The 18,720-nt window shown below is 46.8% G+C and carries 18 protein-coding genes; all 18 read right to left on the bottom strand.

Annotated features, from left to right (window positions below; all coding sequences use genetic code 11):
* Window positions 1-133: 133 nt before the first annotated feature.
* The 18 genes from ltrA to cobA all read right to left on the bottom strand — a co-directional run bounded on the left by ltrA (window position 134) and on the right by cobA (window position 18,690).
* Window positions 134-1,393 (bottom strand): group II intron reverse transcriptase/maturase, encoded by a 1,260-nt coding sequence (gene ltrA, locus FY534_RS03740; RefSeq protein WP_203115523.1) that lies wholly within the window; start codon window positions 1,391-1,393, stop codon window positions 134-136.
* Between the two features lie 602 nt (window positions 1,394-1,995).
* Window positions 1,996-3,141: an MBL fold metallo-hydrolase gene (locus FY534_RS03735; protein WP_072874802.1), complete on the bottom strand. Its 1,146-nt coding sequence runs from the start codon at window positions 3,139-3,141 to the stop codon at window positions 1,996-1,998.
* Window positions 3,138-3,749, bottom strand: coding sequence for a sulfurtransferase TusA family protein (locus FY534_RS03730; RefSeq protein ID WP_072874801.1), 612 nt, complete (start codon window positions 3,747-3,749; stop codon window positions 3,138-3,140). The genes FY534_RS03735 and FY534_RS03730 overlap by 4 nt, the downstream gene beginning before the upstream one ends.
* A gap of 28 nt (window positions 3,750-3,777) precedes the next feature.
* Complete coding sequence (locus tag FY534_RS03725; RefSeq protein ID WP_072874800.1) at window positions 3,778-4,173, bottom strand: DsrE/DsrF/DrsH-like family protein; 396 nt, start codon at window positions 4,171-4,173, stop codon at window positions 3,778-3,780.
* A gap of 31 nt (window positions 4,174-4,204) precedes the next feature.
* Window positions 4,205-4,513: a rhodanese-like domain-containing protein gene (locus tag FY534_RS03720; protein WP_072874799.1), complete on the bottom strand. Its 309-nt coding sequence runs from the start codon at window positions 4,511-4,513 to the stop codon at window positions 4,205-4,207.
* 188 nt (window positions 4,514-4,701) lie between these two features.
* On the bottom strand, window positions 4,702-5,124 hold the full coding sequence (locus tag FY534_RS03715) for a (2Fe-2S) ferredoxin domain-containing protein (RefSeq protein ID WP_238413649.1): 423 nt from the start codon (window positions 5,122-5,124) through the stop codon (window positions 4,702-4,704).
* Between the two features lie 29 nt (window positions 5,125-5,153).
* Entirely contained in the window at window positions 5,154-6,923 is a 1,770-nt protein-coding gene (cobT, locus tag FY534_RS03710) for a nicotinate-nucleotide--dimethylbenzimidazole phosphoribosyltransferase (RefSeq protein ID WP_072874798.1), read from the bottom strand.
* On the bottom strand, window positions 6,901-8,463 hold the full coding sequence (locus tag FY534_RS03705) for a cobyric acid synthase (RefSeq protein ID WP_238413648.1): 1,563 nt from the start codon (window positions 8,461-8,463) through the stop codon (window positions 6,901-6,903). The genes cobT and FY534_RS03705 overlap by 23 nt, the downstream gene beginning before the upstream one ends.
* 5 nt (window positions 8,464-8,468) lie before the next feature.
* Window positions 8,469-9,854, bottom strand: a complete 1,386-nt coding sequence (locus tag FY534_RS03700; protein ID WP_072874796.1) for a cobyrinic acid a,c-diamide synthase CobB — start codon at window positions 9,852-9,854, stop codon at window positions 8,469-8,471.
* Window positions 9,851-10,882, bottom strand: coding sequence for a cobalt-precorrin 5A hydrolase (locus FY534_RS03695; RefSeq protein ID WP_083574315.1), 1,032 nt, complete (start codon window positions 10,880-10,882; stop codon window positions 9,851-9,853). Before FY534_RS03695 ends, FY534_RS03700 begins: the two co-directional genes overlap by 4 nt.
* 64 nt (window positions 10,883-10,946) lie before the next feature.
* Window positions 10,947-11,741, bottom strand: a complete 795-nt coding sequence (cobM, locus tag FY534_RS03690; RefSeq protein WP_072874794.1) for a precorrin-4 C(11)-methyltransferase — start codon at window positions 11,739-11,741, stop codon at window positions 10,947-10,949.
* Window positions 11,738-12,451 carry a precorrin-2 C(20)-methyltransferase gene (cobI, locus tag FY534_RS03685; protein ID WP_072874793.1) on the bottom strand — a complete coding sequence of 238 codons (714 nt, stop codon included), beginning with the start codon at window positions 12,449-12,451 and terminating at the stop codon, window positions 11,738-11,740. The genes cobM and cobI overlap by 4 nt, the downstream gene beginning before the upstream one ends.
* Window positions 12,441-13,694, bottom strand: a complete 1,254-nt coding sequence (locus FY534_RS03680) for a bifunctional cobalt-precorrin-7 (C(5))-methyltransferase/cobalt-precorrin-6B (C(15))-methyltransferase (RefSeq protein ID WP_072874792.1) — start codon at window positions 13,692-13,694, stop codon at window positions 12,441-12,443. Before FY534_RS03680 ends, cobI begins: the two co-directional genes overlap by 11 nt.
* Entirely contained in the window at window positions 13,684-14,778 is a 1,095-nt protein-coding gene (locus tag FY534_RS03675; protein ID WP_072874791.1) for a cobalt-precorrin-5B (C(1))-methyltransferase, read from the bottom strand. The genes FY534_RS03680 and FY534_RS03675 overlap by 11 nt, the downstream gene beginning before the upstream one ends.
* A gap of 15 nt (window positions 14,779-14,793) precedes the next feature.
* Window positions 14,794-15,447, bottom strand: a complete 654-nt coding sequence (locus tag FY534_RS03670; protein WP_072874790.1) for a precorrin-8X methylmutase — start codon at window positions 15,445-15,447, stop codon at window positions 14,794-14,796.
* A gap of 11 nt (window positions 15,448-15,458) precedes the next feature.
* Window positions 15,459-16,229 (bottom strand): precorrin-6A reductase, encoded by a 771-nt coding sequence (gene cobK, locus FY534_RS03665; RefSeq protein WP_072874789.1) that lies wholly within the window; start codon window positions 16,227-16,229, stop codon window positions 15,459-15,461.
* Window positions 16,230-16,244: 15 nt separating this feature from the next.
* Window positions 16,245-17,912: a precorrin-3B C(17)-methyltransferase gene (gene cobJ, locus FY534_RS03660; protein ID WP_072874788.1), complete on the bottom strand. Its 1,668-nt coding sequence runs from the start codon at window positions 17,910-17,912 to the stop codon at window positions 16,245-16,247.
* Window positions 17,913-17,931: 19 nt separating this feature from the next.
* On the bottom strand, window positions 17,932-18,690 hold the full coding sequence (cobA, locus tag FY534_RS03655) for a uroporphyrinogen-III C-methyltransferase (RefSeq protein WP_072874787.1): 759 nt from the start codon (window positions 18,688-18,690) through the stop codon (window positions 17,932-17,934).
* Window positions 18,691-18,720 lie beyond the last annotated feature (30 nt).

Genomic DNA, 18,720 nt, shown 5'->3' with positions numbered 1-18,720 from the left:
ATAATCTCCCTTCTCAACCACTCCGTACGTATAGTTGTATGAGTATATAAGGAATCGCAACAAATCGAGTAGGAGGGGGTGACTAACCCCCGTCCTCTCACACCACCGTACGTACCGTTCGGTATACGGCGGTTCATGTTGTGGAACGAATCACATCGTATCGCTCAACTAAGCTAACCAGTCCTCGGTCACGCCAATAGGCAAGACCGAGGGCTTTATTCATTTGTGGGGTATTTGAGAGTCTCCAGTAGCCCTTGCGTGAACCGCTTATCAGGACTGCCCATTCCTCGGGAATCCCAAGGACGACGAGGTTTCGTCGCTTTGTCTTAGGTTTCTTCCATTGCTTAAGGAAGCACATTCTCAATCGGTGACGTATCCACTTGTCTAAGTCCTCGAACACACTACGGGTCTGAGCGTGGCGGTAGTAGCCTGCCCACCCTCTTAGATATGCGTTGAGCCAATCGAGTCTTTGTTCCATGCACTGTCCCCGACTTCGCGAGGTAAGTTGTCTGACCTTGTCCTTGAATCGCTTCAGTGACTTTGGTGCTATTCGAATTCGCGGCACTTTGTTAGGTGTGAATGAGAACCCAAGAAACTTGCGTTTCCACGGTCGGTCTACTGCACTCTTATCCACATTGACTTTAAGCTTGAGTCGCTCTTCCACAAATCTGCGCACACTTTCCATGACCCTTTCTCCTGCATGGCGACTCTTCACGTACACGTTGCAGTCATCGGCATATCTGACGAAGCGGTGTCCGCGTCGCGTCAGTTCTTTGTCCACGTCATCCAACATAATGTTGGCGAGTAATGGACTGAGTGGACCGCCTTGTGGAACGCCCTCTTCGGTAGTGACACATACGCCGTGTTCCATGACACCTGCGTTTAGGTATCCACGAATCAGTTTCAGAACTCGCTTGTCTCTTGCCTTGCGAGCCACTCGTGCCATAAGCATGTCGTGGTTCACCCGGTCAAAGAACTGAGCTAAGTCCATGTCCACAACATAGCGGTAGCCTTGGGCAATGTACATCTGTGCCTGATTGACCGCTTGGTGGGCATTGCGCCCCTGGCGGAAACCATAACTGTACCATGAGAATTCTGGGTCAAAGATGGGCGTCAATACTTGCAGAAGTGCCTGTTGGATCAGGCGATCTAGCACCGCTGGTATTCCCAACATCCTTTTGCCGCCACCGTCTGGCTTCGGGATTTCGACTCGACGTACGGGCAATGGTTGGTAGGTTCCATGAAGGAGTTCGCTTCGGATACGCCCCCAGTTTTCCATCAGGAATGGACGAAGGGATTTTATCTCCATTCCATCGACACCGGCAGCTCCCTTATTCTTCTCCACACGGCGTAGCGCTGAGAGTAGGTTTTCCCGCTCTACTACCTGTTCCATCAGGTCAATACAACTTTCCTCGCGGGCTGGTTCATTGGGTCGTGCCGGAGAGAAACTCGGCGCTTCCTCAGTCCCCGTGGATTCACCACTTCCTCCTGAGGATAGCTCCCTCGTGGGATATTCGGCTGTCTTTGCTTCTCTCTCGAACTTGCCATGAACAACCCTCACAATCATGTTCAGTCCTTCCCTGCTTGGGCGTCCCCTTGCAGGTAGTATGACCTCTGCTGACTTCTGTCCGTTCAACGTTTCCTTTCAGAAACGCTTACCAGCATCGCTGGCGTGCCGGACAGACCTCCCCGGGTAAGAACGTTGTCTTTCCCTCCATCTACCCGCTCCATTTACTCTCGACAGCCTTCGGTAGCAAGGGCTTTGTCTTGTTTTGCAGACTCACCCAACTGTCGCTAGCCTCGATTGGAGTTCGTGAACCTCGGGTCGGAGGTTTGCCGCCGCCTTCCTTCAGATTCCACCTCACGGTGGACACCCTTGGCTTAAGCTAATGGCTACTGCTACCTTCACCATTCCGGACTCTCACCGTAGAGACAACGCCCATGCCGGGCGCACAAAAGAGTCCTATACAGGGTATTTACCCTGTATAGGCTATCTCAACCATGAACTGCACAGCGATTCGGTCCAATTTCCATTTCACTCTGCTCGCTCTCTGAAGGCGTTAGTTTTCCCATATTCGTAAGGCGAATTTCTTGATACGCATTTGGTTGAGCAGGCAAATTTTCCGTAACCGCTTTGCGAAACTCTGCTTCATCATCAATCTGCAATCCCGCATTGGTTTGATAGAGTTCTTGCAAGGGAGCAGCGACTCGTCCCTTTTGATCCATTTCGCTAGAGTCAGCATAGTGAGCTGGTAATACCATCAGGCGTTGGTTTAACTTTTTATATTTATCGTATAAAGTATTGCGTAAATCTCCTGCCCAATCTCCTGCCTTACCCGCTAGGTCGGGACGTCCAATGGATTGGACAAAGAGAATATCCCCCGAGAGCAAATAAGCATCGTCAACAATCAGCGAAGTACTGCCAATCGTATGTCCAGGAGAATAAATCGGGTGAATTTTAACAACCGTACTTCCCACCAGCAGATCATTTCCTTCTTCTAACGGATGAAAATGGAAAGTAGCCTCCATAGCGTCTTTAGGTGGCAGATAATAGGCTGCCCCCGTTTGTTCAGCAAGCCTTCTTCCGCCTGAAACGTGATCGGCATGCAAATGAGTATCAATGGTATATTTGATTTTCACACCTTGTTCCTTGGCGAAGTTCAGATAAGGTTCTATCATTCGAGCTGTATCTATAATAGCTGCCTCACCATCGGAAACAATGGCATAAGACAAGCACCCTTTACCAACACGAACAAATTGATAAATAGAACCTCCGGATTTTAAATCACCAATTTTGACCGGATACAGGTATTCACTCCAGGATTTCATGCCGCCCTGTAGATAATAAACCTGTGATATACCTGCAGCTACTAACTGTTCCGCAACATAGACAGATGAACCTTCTTTGGCGCATACCACTAAAATAGGCTGGTTTTTAGGTAGTTGATGAAGAATAGGTTCAACTCCATCTATGAGATCAAAATAAGGAACATTGATAGAAGTCACTTGATCTCCTTCTATTTTCCAATCCAAGTACGCTTCTGGATTACGCACGTCCAGAATGAACAAAGGCTCAGCTGACAATATTTTCCCAAAAACATCAGCTGCTGTCATGCTGCTGAGTTCGGGTGTGATACTCATGATTCTTTCACCTCCGTTGTTTCTATTGGTCCTTGCCATTCTGACATACCCGGTTTGACGTTAAAGACATGCTGGAAGCCATGTTCACTTAAAATGTGACAAGCCATATCACTGCGTTGCCCTGTACGGCAAATCACTAACACTTCCTGATCAGCAAATGATTTCAGTTGAGGGATTTCCTCTTCCAATTTTCCAAGCGGAACAAGACGAGCACCTGGAATATGACCAAAGGCGTATTCCATGGGTTCACGAACATCCAAAAGAATGGGGTTGGCCTCCAGCCGCTTGCTTAATTCCTCATTCGATATCACATGAGGAAACTTTGTATCTGGTTTTACTTCGTTTGGATCAGATTTGCGAATATAGTGTCTGAAAACTTTATCTTCCGAAGTCGTGGTTCCCAAAAACTGATGACCTGTGCGAATTGACCAACTCTTCATATCTGCAACGGATCCTGGATCGGTAGCTATGACTTCCAGTACTTGACCAGCCTCAATCTCTTCAATAGCTTTTTTGGTGCGAACGATAGGCATTGGACAAGACAAACCTTTGCAATCAACAATCTTATCTACGGTAAATGAGTTCACGGATTTATTTCCCTCCACCATTTTTTATCTCAAATTGTATCTTTTTCAATTAAAAGGTTACGGTAACGTCAGCGTCATAAGCAAAATCCAAGAAAGTTACCGCTCCGCCAACTTCAACGCCATCAATGAAATCTTCTTTTTTCAATCCCGCTACATCCATGGTCATTTGACAAGCTATCAATTTGATACCACTCTCCAGAGCCATCGCAAGCATTTGCGAGACAGGTGGAATATTAGCTGTTTTAAATCCTTCTTCGTAATGTTCATTGCCTGGCGCAAACGATAACATCTGTTCTGAATTCTTATGAATGATTCCCAGACCATCAAAAGTAAAGAAAATCGTTACTTCTGCATCTGTTGCTGTAGCTGCCATTGCAATATTCAATACCTTATAAGCCGTTTCAATACCACCACTAGAAGCAATAATTGCAACCCGTTTTCCCATTTAGCATTTCTCCTCGCTAAAAAGATTTCAATTATTCAACATCCCAATTCCAACCAAGCATGCCGCCCATCATATTTTTTACTTGATAGCCTTGGCCAATGAGAAATTGACAAGCCTGCATACTTCTGCCGCCGCTTCTGCACACCATAATGGCTTCTTTACGTTGGTCGATCTCGTTCAACCTGTGCGGCAATTGCGACAAAGGTATATTTTTCGCTCCTGGAATTTTTCCTGTAGCAACTTCACTTGGTTCCCGCACATCAATAATCTGCAGTTTTTCCCCATTTTTTAATCGCTGTTGCACATCAAGAGGAAGTATGTTCTGCACTTGCTGGGTCATGGAACTCACCTCCGCTTTATACTTCATTGTTTCCGTGGCATCTTATTCGATGCACGTATTTGTCATAAGCATGAAGTTTTATCTATTCTTCATACCCAACAGGGTATAGTATATAAAGTGGCAACAGCTATGTCAACAATACCCCGAAAGGTATATTGGCAAAGCTGTGTCCATACGGTACTTAGTGTCTAAAATCGTTCAAATTGATACATCAGCAATGCATCTGGTATAGGTGCTGGTTGTCCAAGTTCTCTCGTCATCTCTGCCCAAGCCAATAATTCTTCATAAGGATCGTCTGTCGTAATATTCCCAAACCAGAACTGTCTATCTGGTGTCCAAATACTGACTACATTCAATACATCGCAAGGCCCAAGACAGCCTGTAATTGTCAATTGGACCGTTTTTAGCAATTTTCGTTCTTTCCATGTTTTCTTTAACCAATCGAGTGGTATGCTCGGCTTGCCTTTATCCGTTCGTCCACAGCAACATCCTGAACAGACAAACACCTGTGCCAGTATCAACCTTTTAGTCGTTGGCCGTACCCATACTTCTAATTGTTCTTCACGCAAAACGACCCATTCCTCTCCCTTTATCTTTCCACCAATCAGCATCTTACATCCTGAAAATTTTCACCCGTAAATTAACGCTGACTCTTTCCCCAAACATTTTCAAAGACTATATCTTCTAGAGGCAATCGGTTCCCCCAACCTACACGTTCAAGAACAGGGATTTCTGGAAAATGCGGAGTATACCCCATCGTAAGTAAAGCTACCGGATCGACCGTATCTGGAATTTCAAGAATTTCCCTTACGTCTGCCTTTTGATACATACTGACCCATCCAATAGCAACCCCTTCAGCTCGAGCAGCAAGCCACATGTTCTCAATAGCACAGGCGGTGGACATTAAATCCGTTTCAGGAATGGTATTTCGCCCAAGAACAGGTTTGTCACTTTTATTTGGATCATTTGTTACGCAAATGGTTAAAGGAGCTTGCAGCAAGCCTTCCACTTTGAGACGAAGATAGTGCGCTTGTTCTAAATCCAAATAGTTTTCAGCCGCCCGAACCCGCTCTCGTTCAACCACCTTTTGCAACTCCTGAAGTATCCGTTTGTCACGAATAACAATAAAATTCCAAGGCTGCATATAACCAACGGACGGTCCATGATGAGCAGCCAGCAAAATTCTCTGCAGTACGCTATCCGGTATAGGATCTGGCAAGAAAACACGTATGTCGCGACGTGCCAGTATGGCTTTATAAACAGCAGCCTGCTCTTCCTTGTTAAAATCCAACTGGATAGGCGTGAATCCAATCTTACCAGCTTCATGCTCTACGTTTGCTGCCATTTCTGATGTTTCCTGTTGAATACGATGCGGATGACTTACTCGAGCATCCGTAAATGTGGCTGTCTCCGCCATAATATGACAAGCTAAACGAATCATAGGAAAGCTCAACAGGGCACCAGAGCCTTCACCTAACCGCATGCCTATATCCAGAAGTGGCCTCAAACCTAACTTTTGCAAAACCAAACGATGTCCCGGTTCGGCAGAAACATGAGAGGCCAGCAAATATTCGCTCGATCTCGGTTCTACCTGAACCGCCCAAAGCGCTGCTGTACAGGTAATAAATCCATCCAGAACGACAGGTACGTTTCTCTCAGAGGCAGCCCAAATGACTCCTGCAATCGCTGCGATTTCAAATCCACCCAATCTGACTAATATATCCCAATCGTTTTGAATGAAAGGGGAATGCAAGGTTACAGCTTTGGAGAGTACTTCAGATTTTTTGGCCAATGCATCATCATTCAGACCCGTTCCCCTACCAAGTACCTCCGAAATCGAGCATTGGAGCAATTGAGCGGCCATGGCACTCGAAGCAGTTGTATTGCCAATGCCCATCTCACCAACCAGAATCACATCATGACCTGCATGGATAAGCTGATTGGCAAATTGTTTGCCAGTCTCGACTGCCTGTTCTGCCTGCTGACGAGTCATAGCAGGTTCAATGGCCAAATTTTTTGTACCTAAATCAACTTTACAAACATGAGCTGCAGGGTGACGAACTCGACTGCGCACTCCAACATCCACAACCGTAATGGGAATTTCCTGCTGGCGAGCCAATACACTGCTGACAGCTCCTCCCATGCAGATATTGACTACCATTTCTTCAGTAACTTCATCCCCATACGCAGAAACACCTTCTCTAGTAACACCGTGATCGGCCGCAAACATCAACAACGCTGGACGCTCCAGTTTGGGTATGACTCGCCCTGTGATACGAGCTAAGCGTGCAATCAGATGCTCTAATTCTCCTAAACTGCCGAGTGGTTTGGTTAAATCTCGCAAACGGGCGTGTGCTCTTCGTTCTGCCCATTCACCAAGTTGGGCTTTATTGAGAAAGGAATGACTCATTGGGCTGCTCCTCTTCCCATTGAATGATCTCGTAAAGCTTTTCCATATCCATATTCTCTCTCACAACTGCCGCTAATCGATCGAAGGCTTGTGAGCGAACCTGATCTATAGACCAATTCGACGCTTCCGATGGAGTAAGTCCAAAGTGTTGACGAAGCATGGACAACCACTTCTGACGAAAAGAGTCGTTATGAAAAATACCGTGAAGATAGGTTCCAATGACTGTTCCATCCTCATTCATGGCGCCATCCTTACGGTTATGACCATCCGAGATTTCTTGAATCACGGCAAATGGAACATATTTACTTGTGCCGATACTCTCTCCCATATGTATTTCATAACCACGCACAGAAATGGTAGAAAAGATATTTTGCAGTTCTCCATGAACGAGTACGGTTGTTTTGACATCCTGAAGTGTAGTTATGATGGGTAGAAACCCGAAACCAGAACAAACTGGAACTTGCGACTCTTGTCCGCCAGGATCGCGTACTTCCTCTCCCAGCATTTGATATCCCCCACATATGCCAAAGAAGAATACACCCTCTTCACGTTTTTGGCGGATCACGTTAGCAAATCCTGTTTCACGCAACCATTGAAGGTCATCGATAGTATTCTTGCTTCCCGGTAAGATAATCGCATGGGGACTACCAACTTCTTCTGGTTTTCGGCAAAAGTAAACGTGCACCGTCGGATCAAGAAAAAGCGGATCGAAATCTGTAAAATTGGATATATGTGGAACTTGAATCACTGCTATGTGTATTGAATCTTGACTTAGATGAGTGCTCTGCTGCAGTCGATAGCGAGATTCATCGAGCGCTACGGAATCTTCTTCATCAATCCCCAAATCCGGAATATGTGGAATCACACCCAATACCGGTACGCCCGTATATTCTTCCAACATCCGTACTCCGTCCTCAAATAAACTTCTGTCACCGCGAAACTTGTTGATGAGTATTCCTTTCACTCTCGCCCGTTCACTGGCGTTGAGCAGTTGCAACGTCCCTACAAGCGAGGCGAATACCCCGCCTCTATCTATATCCGCTACCAGCAGTACAGCTGCGTCTGCCAGTTCAGCCATTCGCATATTCGCAATATCTCTGGGCTTTAAATTCATTTCAACAGGGCTACCCGCCCCTTCAATCACCAGCAATTCATGACGCATAGCGAGATACTGGTAACTCTCCACAACGGCGTCCCAAATTTCACGAGTACGTTCAAGAAAATACTCTCGCGCAGACTGGGTTTGATAAACCCTGCCCTGCAATACGATTTGTGATTTTTGCCCTCGGGTTGGCTTGAGCAATACGGGATTCATATGTTCATTTGCGGGTATCCCGCAAGCTTCTGCCTGCACAGCCTGTGCTCGACCAATTTCTCTCCCTGTCGGTGTCACTGCTGAATTAAGGGACATGTTTTGTGCTTTAAAAGGAGCTACGCGCAAACCCTCTTGCGTCAAAATTCGACAGAGAGCCGTACATAGAACACTTTTCCCAACATTAGAAGATGTACCCATAACCATTAAATGTTTAGCCAATTTCACTCCCCCTACCCTAACTTTCGATAACGTCTGCAGGCGGTAATGAAACGCTCTACCATGCGAGGATTAGAAGCAAAATGTAAATGCGTATATGCAGCAAGCAAATTGCCTTTCGCATATCCTTCCGTCTTTTTTCCGCGCATTCCAGACGACTCGTAGGCAAAGGACCACTGTTCATTGATATCAAGTTTTATCGTTGAATAATGAAATTCATGTCCACGCGCATGTTCACCAGCAGAGAGTAAGAGTGTATCTTGCAAAGCTGTCACCTCTCTGTAACCCAAAGCCGCCAGTTTAGGTTGCATTTCCACACTAGCGGGTATGGCCCCCGTCATGTCGTATACAGCTCCTTGTCTATCCTTAATAGAACCCGTGAGATACATATACCCCCCGCATTCTGCAAAAACAGGTAACCCATTTTGGAGAGCACGCTGTAAGCTTTGACGGACTTCTTCCTGACGACTCAGTTCAGCAGCAAATTCTTCTGGAAAACCACCACCAATATAGACACCATCGGCGTTCTCTGGAACCTTTTCGCCACGCAATGGACTGAATTCAACCAGACGAGCACCATACCATTCGAGTAACTCCAGATTTTCTGGGTAGTAAAAATTAAAAGCGCTATCTTTGGCTATAGCAATGGTGACTAACGGTTCCCGTTTTTTACCCGCAAACAACACAGGTGGAACAGAAGGTAACTCTTCTGCTTCTTGAGCTATTTTCAAGATACTATCAACATCAACAGTGGCTTCTATAGCATCTGCAAGCGCATCAAACAACCCAGACATCTCACCACGTTCTAGAGCTGGAATTAGACCTAAATGACGTTCAGGAATTTGCAGTACGGTATGTCTACCAAGATAACCCACAACAGGAATACCACACATTTGTTCAATCGCTGCTTTGACCAATTCGAAATGTCCGACACTGCCAACTTGGTTGACAATAACTCCTGCGAGTGGCACATCGGGATCCAATTTTTGAAAACCAAGAACCATAGCCGCCGCGCTTCGAGCCATACTGGACACATTTAAAACCAGCAAAACAGGCGCCTTTAACAAGCAACTCATTTCTGCGGTGCTTCCAAGATTGGATAGCGGATCTTTTCCGTCATACATTCCCATAACACCTTCAATGACGGATATATCCGATCCTCGACTTCCACGTTCAAACACTTCCTGTACAATGCTTGGTGTCATCATCCAAGTGTCCAGATTGCGAGAGACTCGACCTGTAACCACTGAATGATAGCTCGGATCAATATAGTCAGGTCCAACTTTAAAACCCTGAACTTGCAACTTACGTCTTCTCAGCGCCGCCATAAGACCTAAAGTTACGGTTGTTTTTCCTGCTCCACTCTGGGTTCCAGCGATGACTATACGTGGCTGTCTCATAACGAACCCCCTTTTTGATGAGGAACGAGACAAACAGACACGGTTACATTACCGCTGCGCACTTTCTCAACTATCCAGTCTTCTGCTCCTGAGGAAAGTCGTGCTGCTGGCTCACATACTCCATACGTTCCTACATATTTAAAAACCGTTTCAGATGGGTTTGGAATAGGTACTTGGTTCAGTTCTTCAGCTGTGTATGTAACAAGCGGCCAGTTGTTTCTCTGACAGACTTCGAGTAATCCCGGTTCATCTGCCTTCCGATCTATGGTTGCTAAGTTGCGCACACTCAAAATGGAAAGGCCGACCTTCTGAAGTGTCTCGGCAATCACTTGTTCAATTTCAGCAGCTTCCGTACCACGATTGCAGCCAACGCCTAGAACCACAACTTTAGGGCGATAGAGAACACCTCTTTGTAAAAATGTTTGCGCCTCTTCTGCGCTGAGAAGCCTTGGGGTAATGAGCAGAGCCGCATCGAATGGCTGTTGTTTGGCATCCTCAATGCTATGCAAAACGGAAATATAGCCTGGCAGAGGTTGAGAATAAGGCCACCAGTCTGTTTCCCCTGCTTCTTGGACAATCAGTATCCGCTCTTCATTGACAACCGCGGCACTCACGGGTGTCACATTCTCAAAATTTTCGATACTCCAACCGTAAGCACGCCCGAGTAAATCCACGGCAACGGTCTGCCCAACATCTGAAGCGGTCGTAATCACAGGACGAGCCCCCAAGGCATGGGCAACACGATGCGTCAAATCGTTTGCGCCTCCCAAGTGTCCAGAAAGAACACTGATCACGTGCTCAGCGCGATCGTCAATCACGACTACGGCTGGATCAGTTTTTTTATCTCGTAAAAGCGGTGCAATCAATCGCACCATAGCTCCTAGCGAGAAGATGCCAATCAATCCGCTGTAACTCGCAAATAATGTAGGAACATGCTGGACGACAGAACCGGAAAATACCTTAATATCTCGTGAGGATTCATCGCCTCGGGCAAATTTCTCTGGATAATACACATCGACATCAGCCATCTTCTCCTGAAGTTGACGTGCAATGGCTGTCCCGTGCTTGGTAATAGCCACGACCGCATAAAGCTTAGTCAACCGCTATCACTCCTTTGCGGTATCTGTGAGTGAAAGACGGATCGTACAATTTTGACTTGTGTTGACCCTGGTCCGGCAAATCTGGATCAAGCGCCCAACCGGCAAGAATCATAGCATGACTAGAAATGTGCGCATCACCCATTGCACGAACCAGTCCAGAAAGTGTCGTACGAATGATTTTTTGATCTGGCCAAGTAGCTTTTTGGACCACTGCGACAGGCGTATCAGGCTCCCATCCAGCCAGCAAAAATTCATCGACCGCTTTCTTCGCCAGCGTTGCACTGAGGTAGAGTGCGACTGTGCAATGATGATTGGCCAATTCACGCAGTTGTTCACCTTCGGGCATAGGTGTGCGCCCGCCCATACGAGTCAGAATGACCGTTTGGGTGAGATCAGGCACAGTTAATTCAGCGCCAACGGCCGCAGCTGCCGCAAAGACCGAACTGACTCCGGGAACTATCTCGTAAGCCACGGTTGCTTTACGAAGCAAGGATATTTGTTCTAAAATCGCGCCAAATACAGAAGGATCTCCTGTATGCACACGTGCCACACTTTTCCCTTCCCGAACTGCTTTTACCATAAGATTCACAATCTCTTCCAGAGACATTCCCGCACTTTTGTATATATCAGCTTCTGGCTTGGCATACTTGATAAGCTCATCCCGTACAAGACTGTCTGTATAAAGCACCACGTCAGCTTGTTGTAAAATTCGCATGCCTTTTACGGTAATTAACTCGACGTCTCCAGGCCCTGCACCCACAATGTATACCTTGGCTTGTAGTGTCATTTTCTCACCACCATAAGAGTCAGATAATTCAAAGAAGAACCTTGGAGTTCTCGTACATTTTTCCAGATCCGTTCTCCTGAAGAGGTCACTTTACTGCATACCATCGCTTTATCAAGAAGTTGCATATCCTCCAAAATCTCTATCATTTCATCGAGAACTTTAGCTACTTTCAAGAACACTACACAATCGTGCATTCTCAAAGCTTCGCGCATGGCCTCTTGATCGTGGTTGGCTGGAACAATAGCTACCACTTCATCGCCGTCTGCTAACGGCACCCCCAATTGACTGGCAGCTGCATTGACAGATGATATACCGGGAACTGAAACAATATTGACTTCTGGATACTCTTTCTGCATGAGGCGACTCATGTGAATAAAGGTGCTGTATAGATTAGGGTCTCCTTCTGTGACAAAGACCACATCTTGTCCTTCGCTGAGATATGACCAGACTTTGGCTACCGTGTCCGTCCAGTGTTGTTGCAAAAGTTGCGGATCTTTGGTCATAGGAAATACAAGCCCCAGCATCGTCTTTTCTGCCGGATCGACATACATTTCAACAATTTCCAGCGCATAACTCTTGCTACCCATTCTTTTGTTTGGATAAGCAATTACAGGCGCCGTTTGCATCAATCGATACGCCTTAACTGTAATGAGTTCTGGATCTCCCGGACCGACGCCTACGCCATACAAGGTACCCGGTTTAACGGACATGGTTTTCATCCTCCTCTGTTTCTGCGCGCCATGCCGTAACCAAATACACCGGATTCATACCTTCCAAGCGGGTCAAATTTAAGATAGGCTTACTGCGCGATGTCTGAACCAGTGTAATAGAAACCTGAAATCCGAGTTTTTGCAGTGTTTGCTGCGCCTGATAAAGATTTTCAATCGTTATGGCATTGACCACAATGCGACCACCAGGTCGTAGTCTCTCTGCGCAAAGAGTCAGAAGCTCAATCAACTCGCCGCCGCTTCCTCCAAGAAACACAGCATCTGGATCTGGAAATCCATCCAGTCCTTCCGGGGCTTTGGCATGGATGGCGACGAAATCGGTGCGAAATTTCACTTGGTTCTCAAAAAGGTTTTGCAAATCACCTTCATTTTTTTCCACTGCATAAACTTGCAGATGAGGTGTCGAAAGAATGGCTTCAATCGATACCGATCCAGTGCAAGCGCCGATATCCCAAAGGACTCCTCCCGGTTGTAAAGCAAGCTCCGAGAGTGCCAAGACACGAATTTCCCGTTTCGTTATCAGACCCCGATCCGGTTTACGCTGTGCAAAACTTTCGTCATCCATACCCAGTTTAAATACAGGAACTTTCGCGTTCTTACGATGCTTCAGCAACACAACGTTGAGCGGTGAAAAGTCAGTTTGGATTAAATCATCCAGAGAATACCATCCTGTCCTCTCTTGCTCGCTTCCCAAATGCTCTGCCACGAATGCGTCATATTCATTCATCTCAAACTTCTTCAGATATTCAGCAATGACTGAAGGTGTATGGACATCGTCTGTCAGCAAAGCAGCTACAGGTACGCCATGCAATTTTTGGGCTAGACCGCGTATCGACTTGCCATGCAAACTCACTACTTTTGCGGCATGCCAACTCTCTCCCGCCCTGGAAAAAGCTAGCTGAACAGAACTTAAATGAGGGATGATTTCAACGCGTTCCCGTCCTAATTTGTGGGCTAAAGTGGCTCCTATGCCGTAAAATAACGGATCACCACTCGCAAGCACGGTCACGGATTGCTGTGTAGACGACTGTTCGATTTCTTGAATCGTATCCTGCAGAGGACTACGAATAACTCTTTTTTCTCCCGGAAAATCCGGAAAGAAGGATAGTTGCCGTTCTCCGCCATAAAGGATGGCAGAAGCGGCGATCCGTTCTAAAGTACGGACGGATAATCCGGCTTTGCCATCATCCCCGATTCCTACGATTAAAATTTGCTTATCCTTCAATTTCAGCTCCTCCTAGATATTCGCCGTTCAAAGTGGTCAAATATGTAGCAATACGCATGCCACCACCAATATGCTGAAGCACTTGCTGACAACAAGAATTTGCAACTTCTTGAAAAAATTGAGGGTATCCCCACTCCACCATCCAATCACCTACTTGACTGGCTGTATTGGCTGATAGGATGCTTTCGACTTGTTGCTCAGACACACCCACTCGCCTCGCTAAATCAGCTAGAAACGAGAAATCGATGGGAGCGCTTTTGGCATGAACCATCATGATACCCTGTGCCACTTTAGAAAATTTACCCATCATTCCCACAAAGCGAATCTCTTTCATGCCTACTCGCTTGGCATGTTTAGCGGAAAAACCGACAAAATCACCCATCTCTATAAACGCTTCTATAGGCAAATCCGGAAACATCTTCATGGCGTATTTCTCGCTACGACCACCAGTCGTCAGTACCACTGTAGAGATTCCTTGTTCTTTGGCAACATTCATCGCGTAAGCAATACTCGCCCGATAGGAAGCTGTGGAAAAAGGAACGACAATACCACGCGTTCCTAAAATAGAGATTCCACCCAAAATGCCCAGGCGAGCATTTAAAGTCTTTTTGGCAATCTCTTCACCGTTGGGTACAGAGATGACCACTTTAACGCCTTGTTCAATGCCATATTCGGAAAGTACCGACTCCACTGTTGACTGAATCATCTGCCGTGGAACTGGATTAATAGCCGCCATACCGACAGGAATTGGGAGTCCCGGCTTTGTAACGCGTCCCACTCCAACGCCTCCGTCAATGTCTACACCTTGAGTCTCTGCCCAGGAAACGGTAGCCACTATTGTCGCACCGTGCGTCGCATCGGGATCGTCCCCACCGTCTTTAATGGTTGCAGCTTGCGCTTCGTTGGGCGAAAAATGGACATCATGCACTTGAAACGTCACCCATTCACCTGCCGGAATCCAAATGGTGGATTCCGATACTGGCTGCTGTTGGATGAGAGCCAGCAAGGCAGCTTTTGTACAGGCGGTTGCACATGCGCCTGTGGTGTATCCATGTCGAAGTGGCCCCTCCGGCACATCTAACATCTCAGTCAAACATCATCACCGACCCTGTGCGTCAGCAAGAATAGACAGCGCGTTGATCACAGCTACGGCAACCGGACTTCCACCTTTACGTCCTCGGTTTGTGATGAAGGGAATATCCAGTTTCATCAGTTCCTCCTTGGACTCAGCGGCTGAGACAAAACCTACCGGAACCCCAACAATCAAACTCGGCTTGGCTGAACCTTCTTTGACGAGCCGAATCAATTCAAGGAGCGCTGTAGGAGCGTTGCCAATCGCAAAGATGGCTCCATCATGTGCTTCACACGCCTTGCGAACGGAAACGATGGCACGTGTGGTATTCAGTTCCTTTGCTTTTGCGGCTACGTCCGGATCGGAAATATAGACATGCACATCTCCTCCGTATTTGACGATGCGCGGCTTACTTATACCAACTTGGACCATCTGCACATCCGCAACGAGAGCTCGTCCCTCACGAATCGCTCGAATGCCAGCTTGTACCGCATGGGGGTGGAAAACTAAACTACGTCCAAGTTCAAAATCTGCCGAAGCATGAATCACACGCTGTACTATTGGAAATTGCTCGTCCGTAAACGGATGCGCGCCCAGTTCTTCTGTAATGATTTTGAAACTTTTTTCTTCTATTTCTTGCGGCTGTGTCGTCACTGGCTGAAAATCTGTGTTAAAATTCATAACCTCGCCTCCTATGAGCTATAACGCTTGGCCACCTCTTCGAGAACAGCCTCTATAGACGAAAACGCTAAACCATAATCGAGTTTAGGCCGCCCAATCACCACAACCTCAATTCCCATATCCAGAGCAGCTTCCACTTTTTCATCCACCGCACCTGGCCCACCACTTTCTTTCGTAATCACCAAAGTAGTTCCATAATGTCGGTAAAATGCTTCATTTAATCCTTTGGAGAAAGGTCCCTGCATCGCTATAATGTTTTTTTGATCCATTCCGAGTTCGGCACATTTTTGCATATTGTCAATTCTCGGCAACATGCGGGCAACTAAACGTATATCTGGCTGGCCAAGCAATTTCTCAGTAAAAATTTGCAAGGTCTTGCTACCCGTGGTTAACATGACACTGCCTCTTTTTTGAGCCGCCACCAGAGCTGCTTCTTCGTATGTATCTACATACGTAATCAAATCATCATTGCCAAAATTTTGTCTCGATCGCTCATAGCGAATATACGGCAATTGGCATTCACTGGCCGCTGCCATGGCAGTACGGTGGGCTTCCTCTGCAAATGGATGACTCGCATCCACCACTAGGGTGCTCCCAAGTTCCTGCAAGAGAGCGGTCATCGCAGACACATCCAGCCGTCCAAACCGCGCCGGCACGCCTGCCTCTTGCAAAATTTTTGCAGCATTCTCCGTAACCACACTGGCGAGAAGCGGATAACCAGCCTTTTGTAGGGCTATAGCCAATTCACGAGCATCACTTGTGCCTGCCATAAAGAAAATCACTGGCACACCCTCCTTCTAAGAGCCACAAACCGCATCAGCCACCACAGTTTGCGGCCGATCTCGATGCATAAATCCTTCAATCTCTCCGACTCGAGCAAAAAACTTATGAAATCTCTCGTCAGGAAATGCATTTTCCCGATATGCGGAAACAATCCGCTCTAATAAATCCGGCATCTCTTCAGCCGGGATTCCCTCTGCCACTCGTTGACCAGGCGCTGCGTTGCGACCCGTTGTTTTTCCACCAAGGAAAAGATCAAACTTTCCTTTGCGAAAGACAAGTCCAATATCCTCGCTGACTGCCCCGTAACAGGACATTGCGCACCCATTAAAACCAATACGCAGTTCCTTTTCTACAGGAAGACCGGCAAGTCGCCTGGAAATTTCCTCTGCATAAGGAATCCCCTCATGCTTTTCACCGTCACAAAAATCACAAGCCTTAATTTTAATCACTTCACCCACGGGTAGAACCATCAAGCCCGCAGCACGCAAGCTTTGCACCAACGATTCCGCATCCTCTGTAACCGTGCGAAGAATTAGCTGATGCGCAGTTGTATACTCAATCTCTCCCTGCTCCCCAACTAAATCGGCGATTAAAACCAATTGGGAAGAACTAAACTTCTTGTTAGCTATCCCGGGACTGACGGCAACTTCAAAAATAGACGCACGAGGAACTGGCATCTTTGTGGCAAAGCCAGTTGAACCTGCAGCGTTTAATGAGCTTGCCTCACCCTGATGCAAAGTTTGTAAAGCGGCGGCAGCCCAATCACGAGGCGTCCGATGTTCCGACTCAGAGATGATGGATTGATTCTGCAAAGATTGGGGTTCGATACGACTTCTAAGCAGCGACTCCTGCGCGGCATTCAATGACCACGGCTCATTCTCAGGCTTGAGACGCTCTCCAGGCCGCAAGCGTTGTTCGGCTGTATCCAATGTGTATTTGCGCTGATATCCGCGTGGTGTAATCATGAGATGATCGTGGTAGAACGTTGATGAGTTACCAATAATTACAGTTGTTAACATACCAATCTCATGGTTCAACATATCATCAAGTGTTGTACGAATAACTTGTTGCCGATCTCGATAAGCGCTTTTCACCAAACCGACTGGTGTTTTCGGATTGCGGTACTTGAGAAGAATTCTCTGTGTCTCCACAATTTGCCGAGTACGCCGACCACTTTTGGGATTGTATAAAGCTATGACAAAATCTGCTGAAGCTGCAGCTTCAATGCGTTTTTCAATGATAGACCAAGGAGTCAGGTGGTCAGATAAACTGATGGTACAAGCATCATGCATGATGGGAGCACCTAAAAGAGCGGCACAAGAATTGATGGCAGAAATGCCGGGAATAACCTCAACAATCGGAAGTTCTCCCGGATGCCAGCCACGCTCAATGAGCACTTCATACACTAATCCCGCCATGCCGTACACACCAGCATCTCCACTTGAAATCACAGCTACAACCTGACCATGAACAGCCAAATCTACCGCCTTTTGTGCCCGACTGACTTCTTCCGTCATACCTGTGCGGACAATCTCTTGATGAGTCAATAAGTCACGAATTAAATCGACATACGTGTTATACCCAATAATGACTTCACTTTCCTGAATTGCCTCGCGAGCTCGTACAGTGATATGTTCAAAGCTGCCTGGTCCAAATCCAACAATCAAAATTTTACCTTCCATATGATTCCCTCCTCTCCAGTCATTGAGCTATCTCTACAGAAGGTTGAAACCATTGCAACTTCTCCCGCATTCTGACCACATCGCCAACCACTATGACTGCTGGAGCCTGCAAACGAGCTTCTTCCACCAAGAGACAGATGTTTTCAAGTGTTCCTGACACGACTTGTTGCTTGATTGTTGTTCCCCATTGAATAATTGCAACGGGTGTTTCTGGATGACGCCCACAATCTATCAGTTTCTGGACTATTTCTTGAAGATGTCCCATTCCCATCAAGATAACCATGGTTTGACCTGATAGTGCTACAGCATCCCAAGGTGTTCCTGAAGAATAGAGGCATTCATGACCAGTGAGCACGTGAAATCCCGCAGAAAGTGTTCGATGAGTCAAGGGAATACCTGCGTATGCGGGTACAGCAATAACCGAGCTAATACCTGGAACAATTTCAAACGGGATACCTTGGTCAACCAGAAACTCCGCTTCTTCTCCACCTCTTCCGTACACAAACGGATCGCCCCCTTTTAGACGGGAGACCGTAAGACCTTGCAAAGCTTTTTCCACCAGCAAAGTCTCAATTTCAGTTTGTGGAAGTGTGTGGTGATGAGCTTCTTTGCCTACATAGATCCGCTCCACATGGTTCGGCACAAACGCCATGATTTCTGGAGATACCAGTCGGTCATAGATGACAACTTCCGAACGCTCCAGACATTCTTTCGCTTTTAATGTCAACAACCCAGGATCACCCGGTCCTGCGCCTATGAGATAAACCATACCTGCCATATTTGCCCTCCTGTAATGAATAGGAAATGG

It is taken from the genome of Alicyclobacillus sp. TC, assembly GCF_016804365.1.
Classification (GTDB): Bacteria; Bacillota; Bacilli; order Alicyclobacillales; family Alicyclobacillaceae; genus Alicyclobacillus_I; species Alicyclobacillus_I tolerans.
The sequence above is the reverse complement of the archived record's forward strand: the minus strand, read 5'-3'. Positions and strand labels throughout refer to the sequence as shown.

Coding starts and splice junctions, on each gene's coding strand:
- cobT (WP_072874798.1), bottom strand. CDS start 6,923: ATGAGTCATTCCTTTCTCAATAAAGCCCAACTTGGTGAATGGGCAGAA.
- FY534_RS03670 (WP_072874790.1), bottom strand. CDS start 15,447: ATGAATTTTAACACAGATTTTCAGCCAGTGACGACACAGCCGCAAGAA.
- FY534_RS03675 (WP_072874791.1), bottom strand. CDS start 14,778: ATGTTAGATGTGCCGGAGGGGCCACTTCGACATGGATACACCACAGGC.
- FY534_RS03715 (WP_238413649.1), bottom strand. CDS start 5,124: ATGCTGATTGGTGGAAAGATAAAGGGAGAGGAATGGGTCGTTTTGCGT.
- FY534_RS03730 (WP_072874801.1), bottom strand. CDS start 3,749: ATGGTGGAGGGAAATAAATCCGTGAACTCATTTACCGTAGATAAGATT.
- FY534_RS03725 (WP_072874800.1), bottom strand. CDS start 4,173: ATGGGAAAACGGGTTGCAATTATTGCTTCTAGTGGTGGTATTGAAACG.
- ltrA (WP_203115523.1), bottom strand. CDS start 1,393: ATGGAACAGGTAGTAGAGCGGGAAAACCTACTCTCAGCGCTACGCCGT.
- FY534_RS03695 (WP_083574315.1), bottom strand. CDS start 10,882: ATGGCTGATGTCGATGTGTATTATCCAGAGAAATTTGCCCGAGGCGAT.
- FY534_RS03735 (WP_072874802.1), bottom strand. CDS start 3,141: ATGAGTATCACACCCGAACTCAGCAGCATGACAGCAGCTGATGTTTTT.
- cobA (WP_072874787.1), bottom strand. CDS start 18,690: ATGGCAGGTATGGTTTATCTCATAGGCGCAGGACCGGGTGATCCTGGG.
- cobI (WP_072874793.1), bottom strand. CDS start 12,451: ATGTCCGTTAAACCGGGTACCTTGTATGGCGTAGGCGTCGGTCCGGGA.
- FY534_RS03720 (WP_072874799.1), bottom strand. CDS start 4,513: ATGACCCAGCAAGTGCAGAACATACTTCCTCTTGATGTGCAACAGCGA.
- cobJ (WP_072874788.1), bottom strand. CDS start 17,912: ATGGAAGGTAAAATTTTGATTGTTGGATTTGGACCAGGCAGCTTTGAA.
- cobM (WP_072874794.1), bottom strand. CDS start 11,741: ATGACACTACAAGCCAAGGTATACATTGTGGGTGCAGGGCCTGGAGAC.
- FY534_RS03700 (WP_072874796.1), bottom strand. CDS start 9,854: ATGAGACAGCCACGTATAGTCATCGCTGGAACCCAGAGTGGAGCAGGA.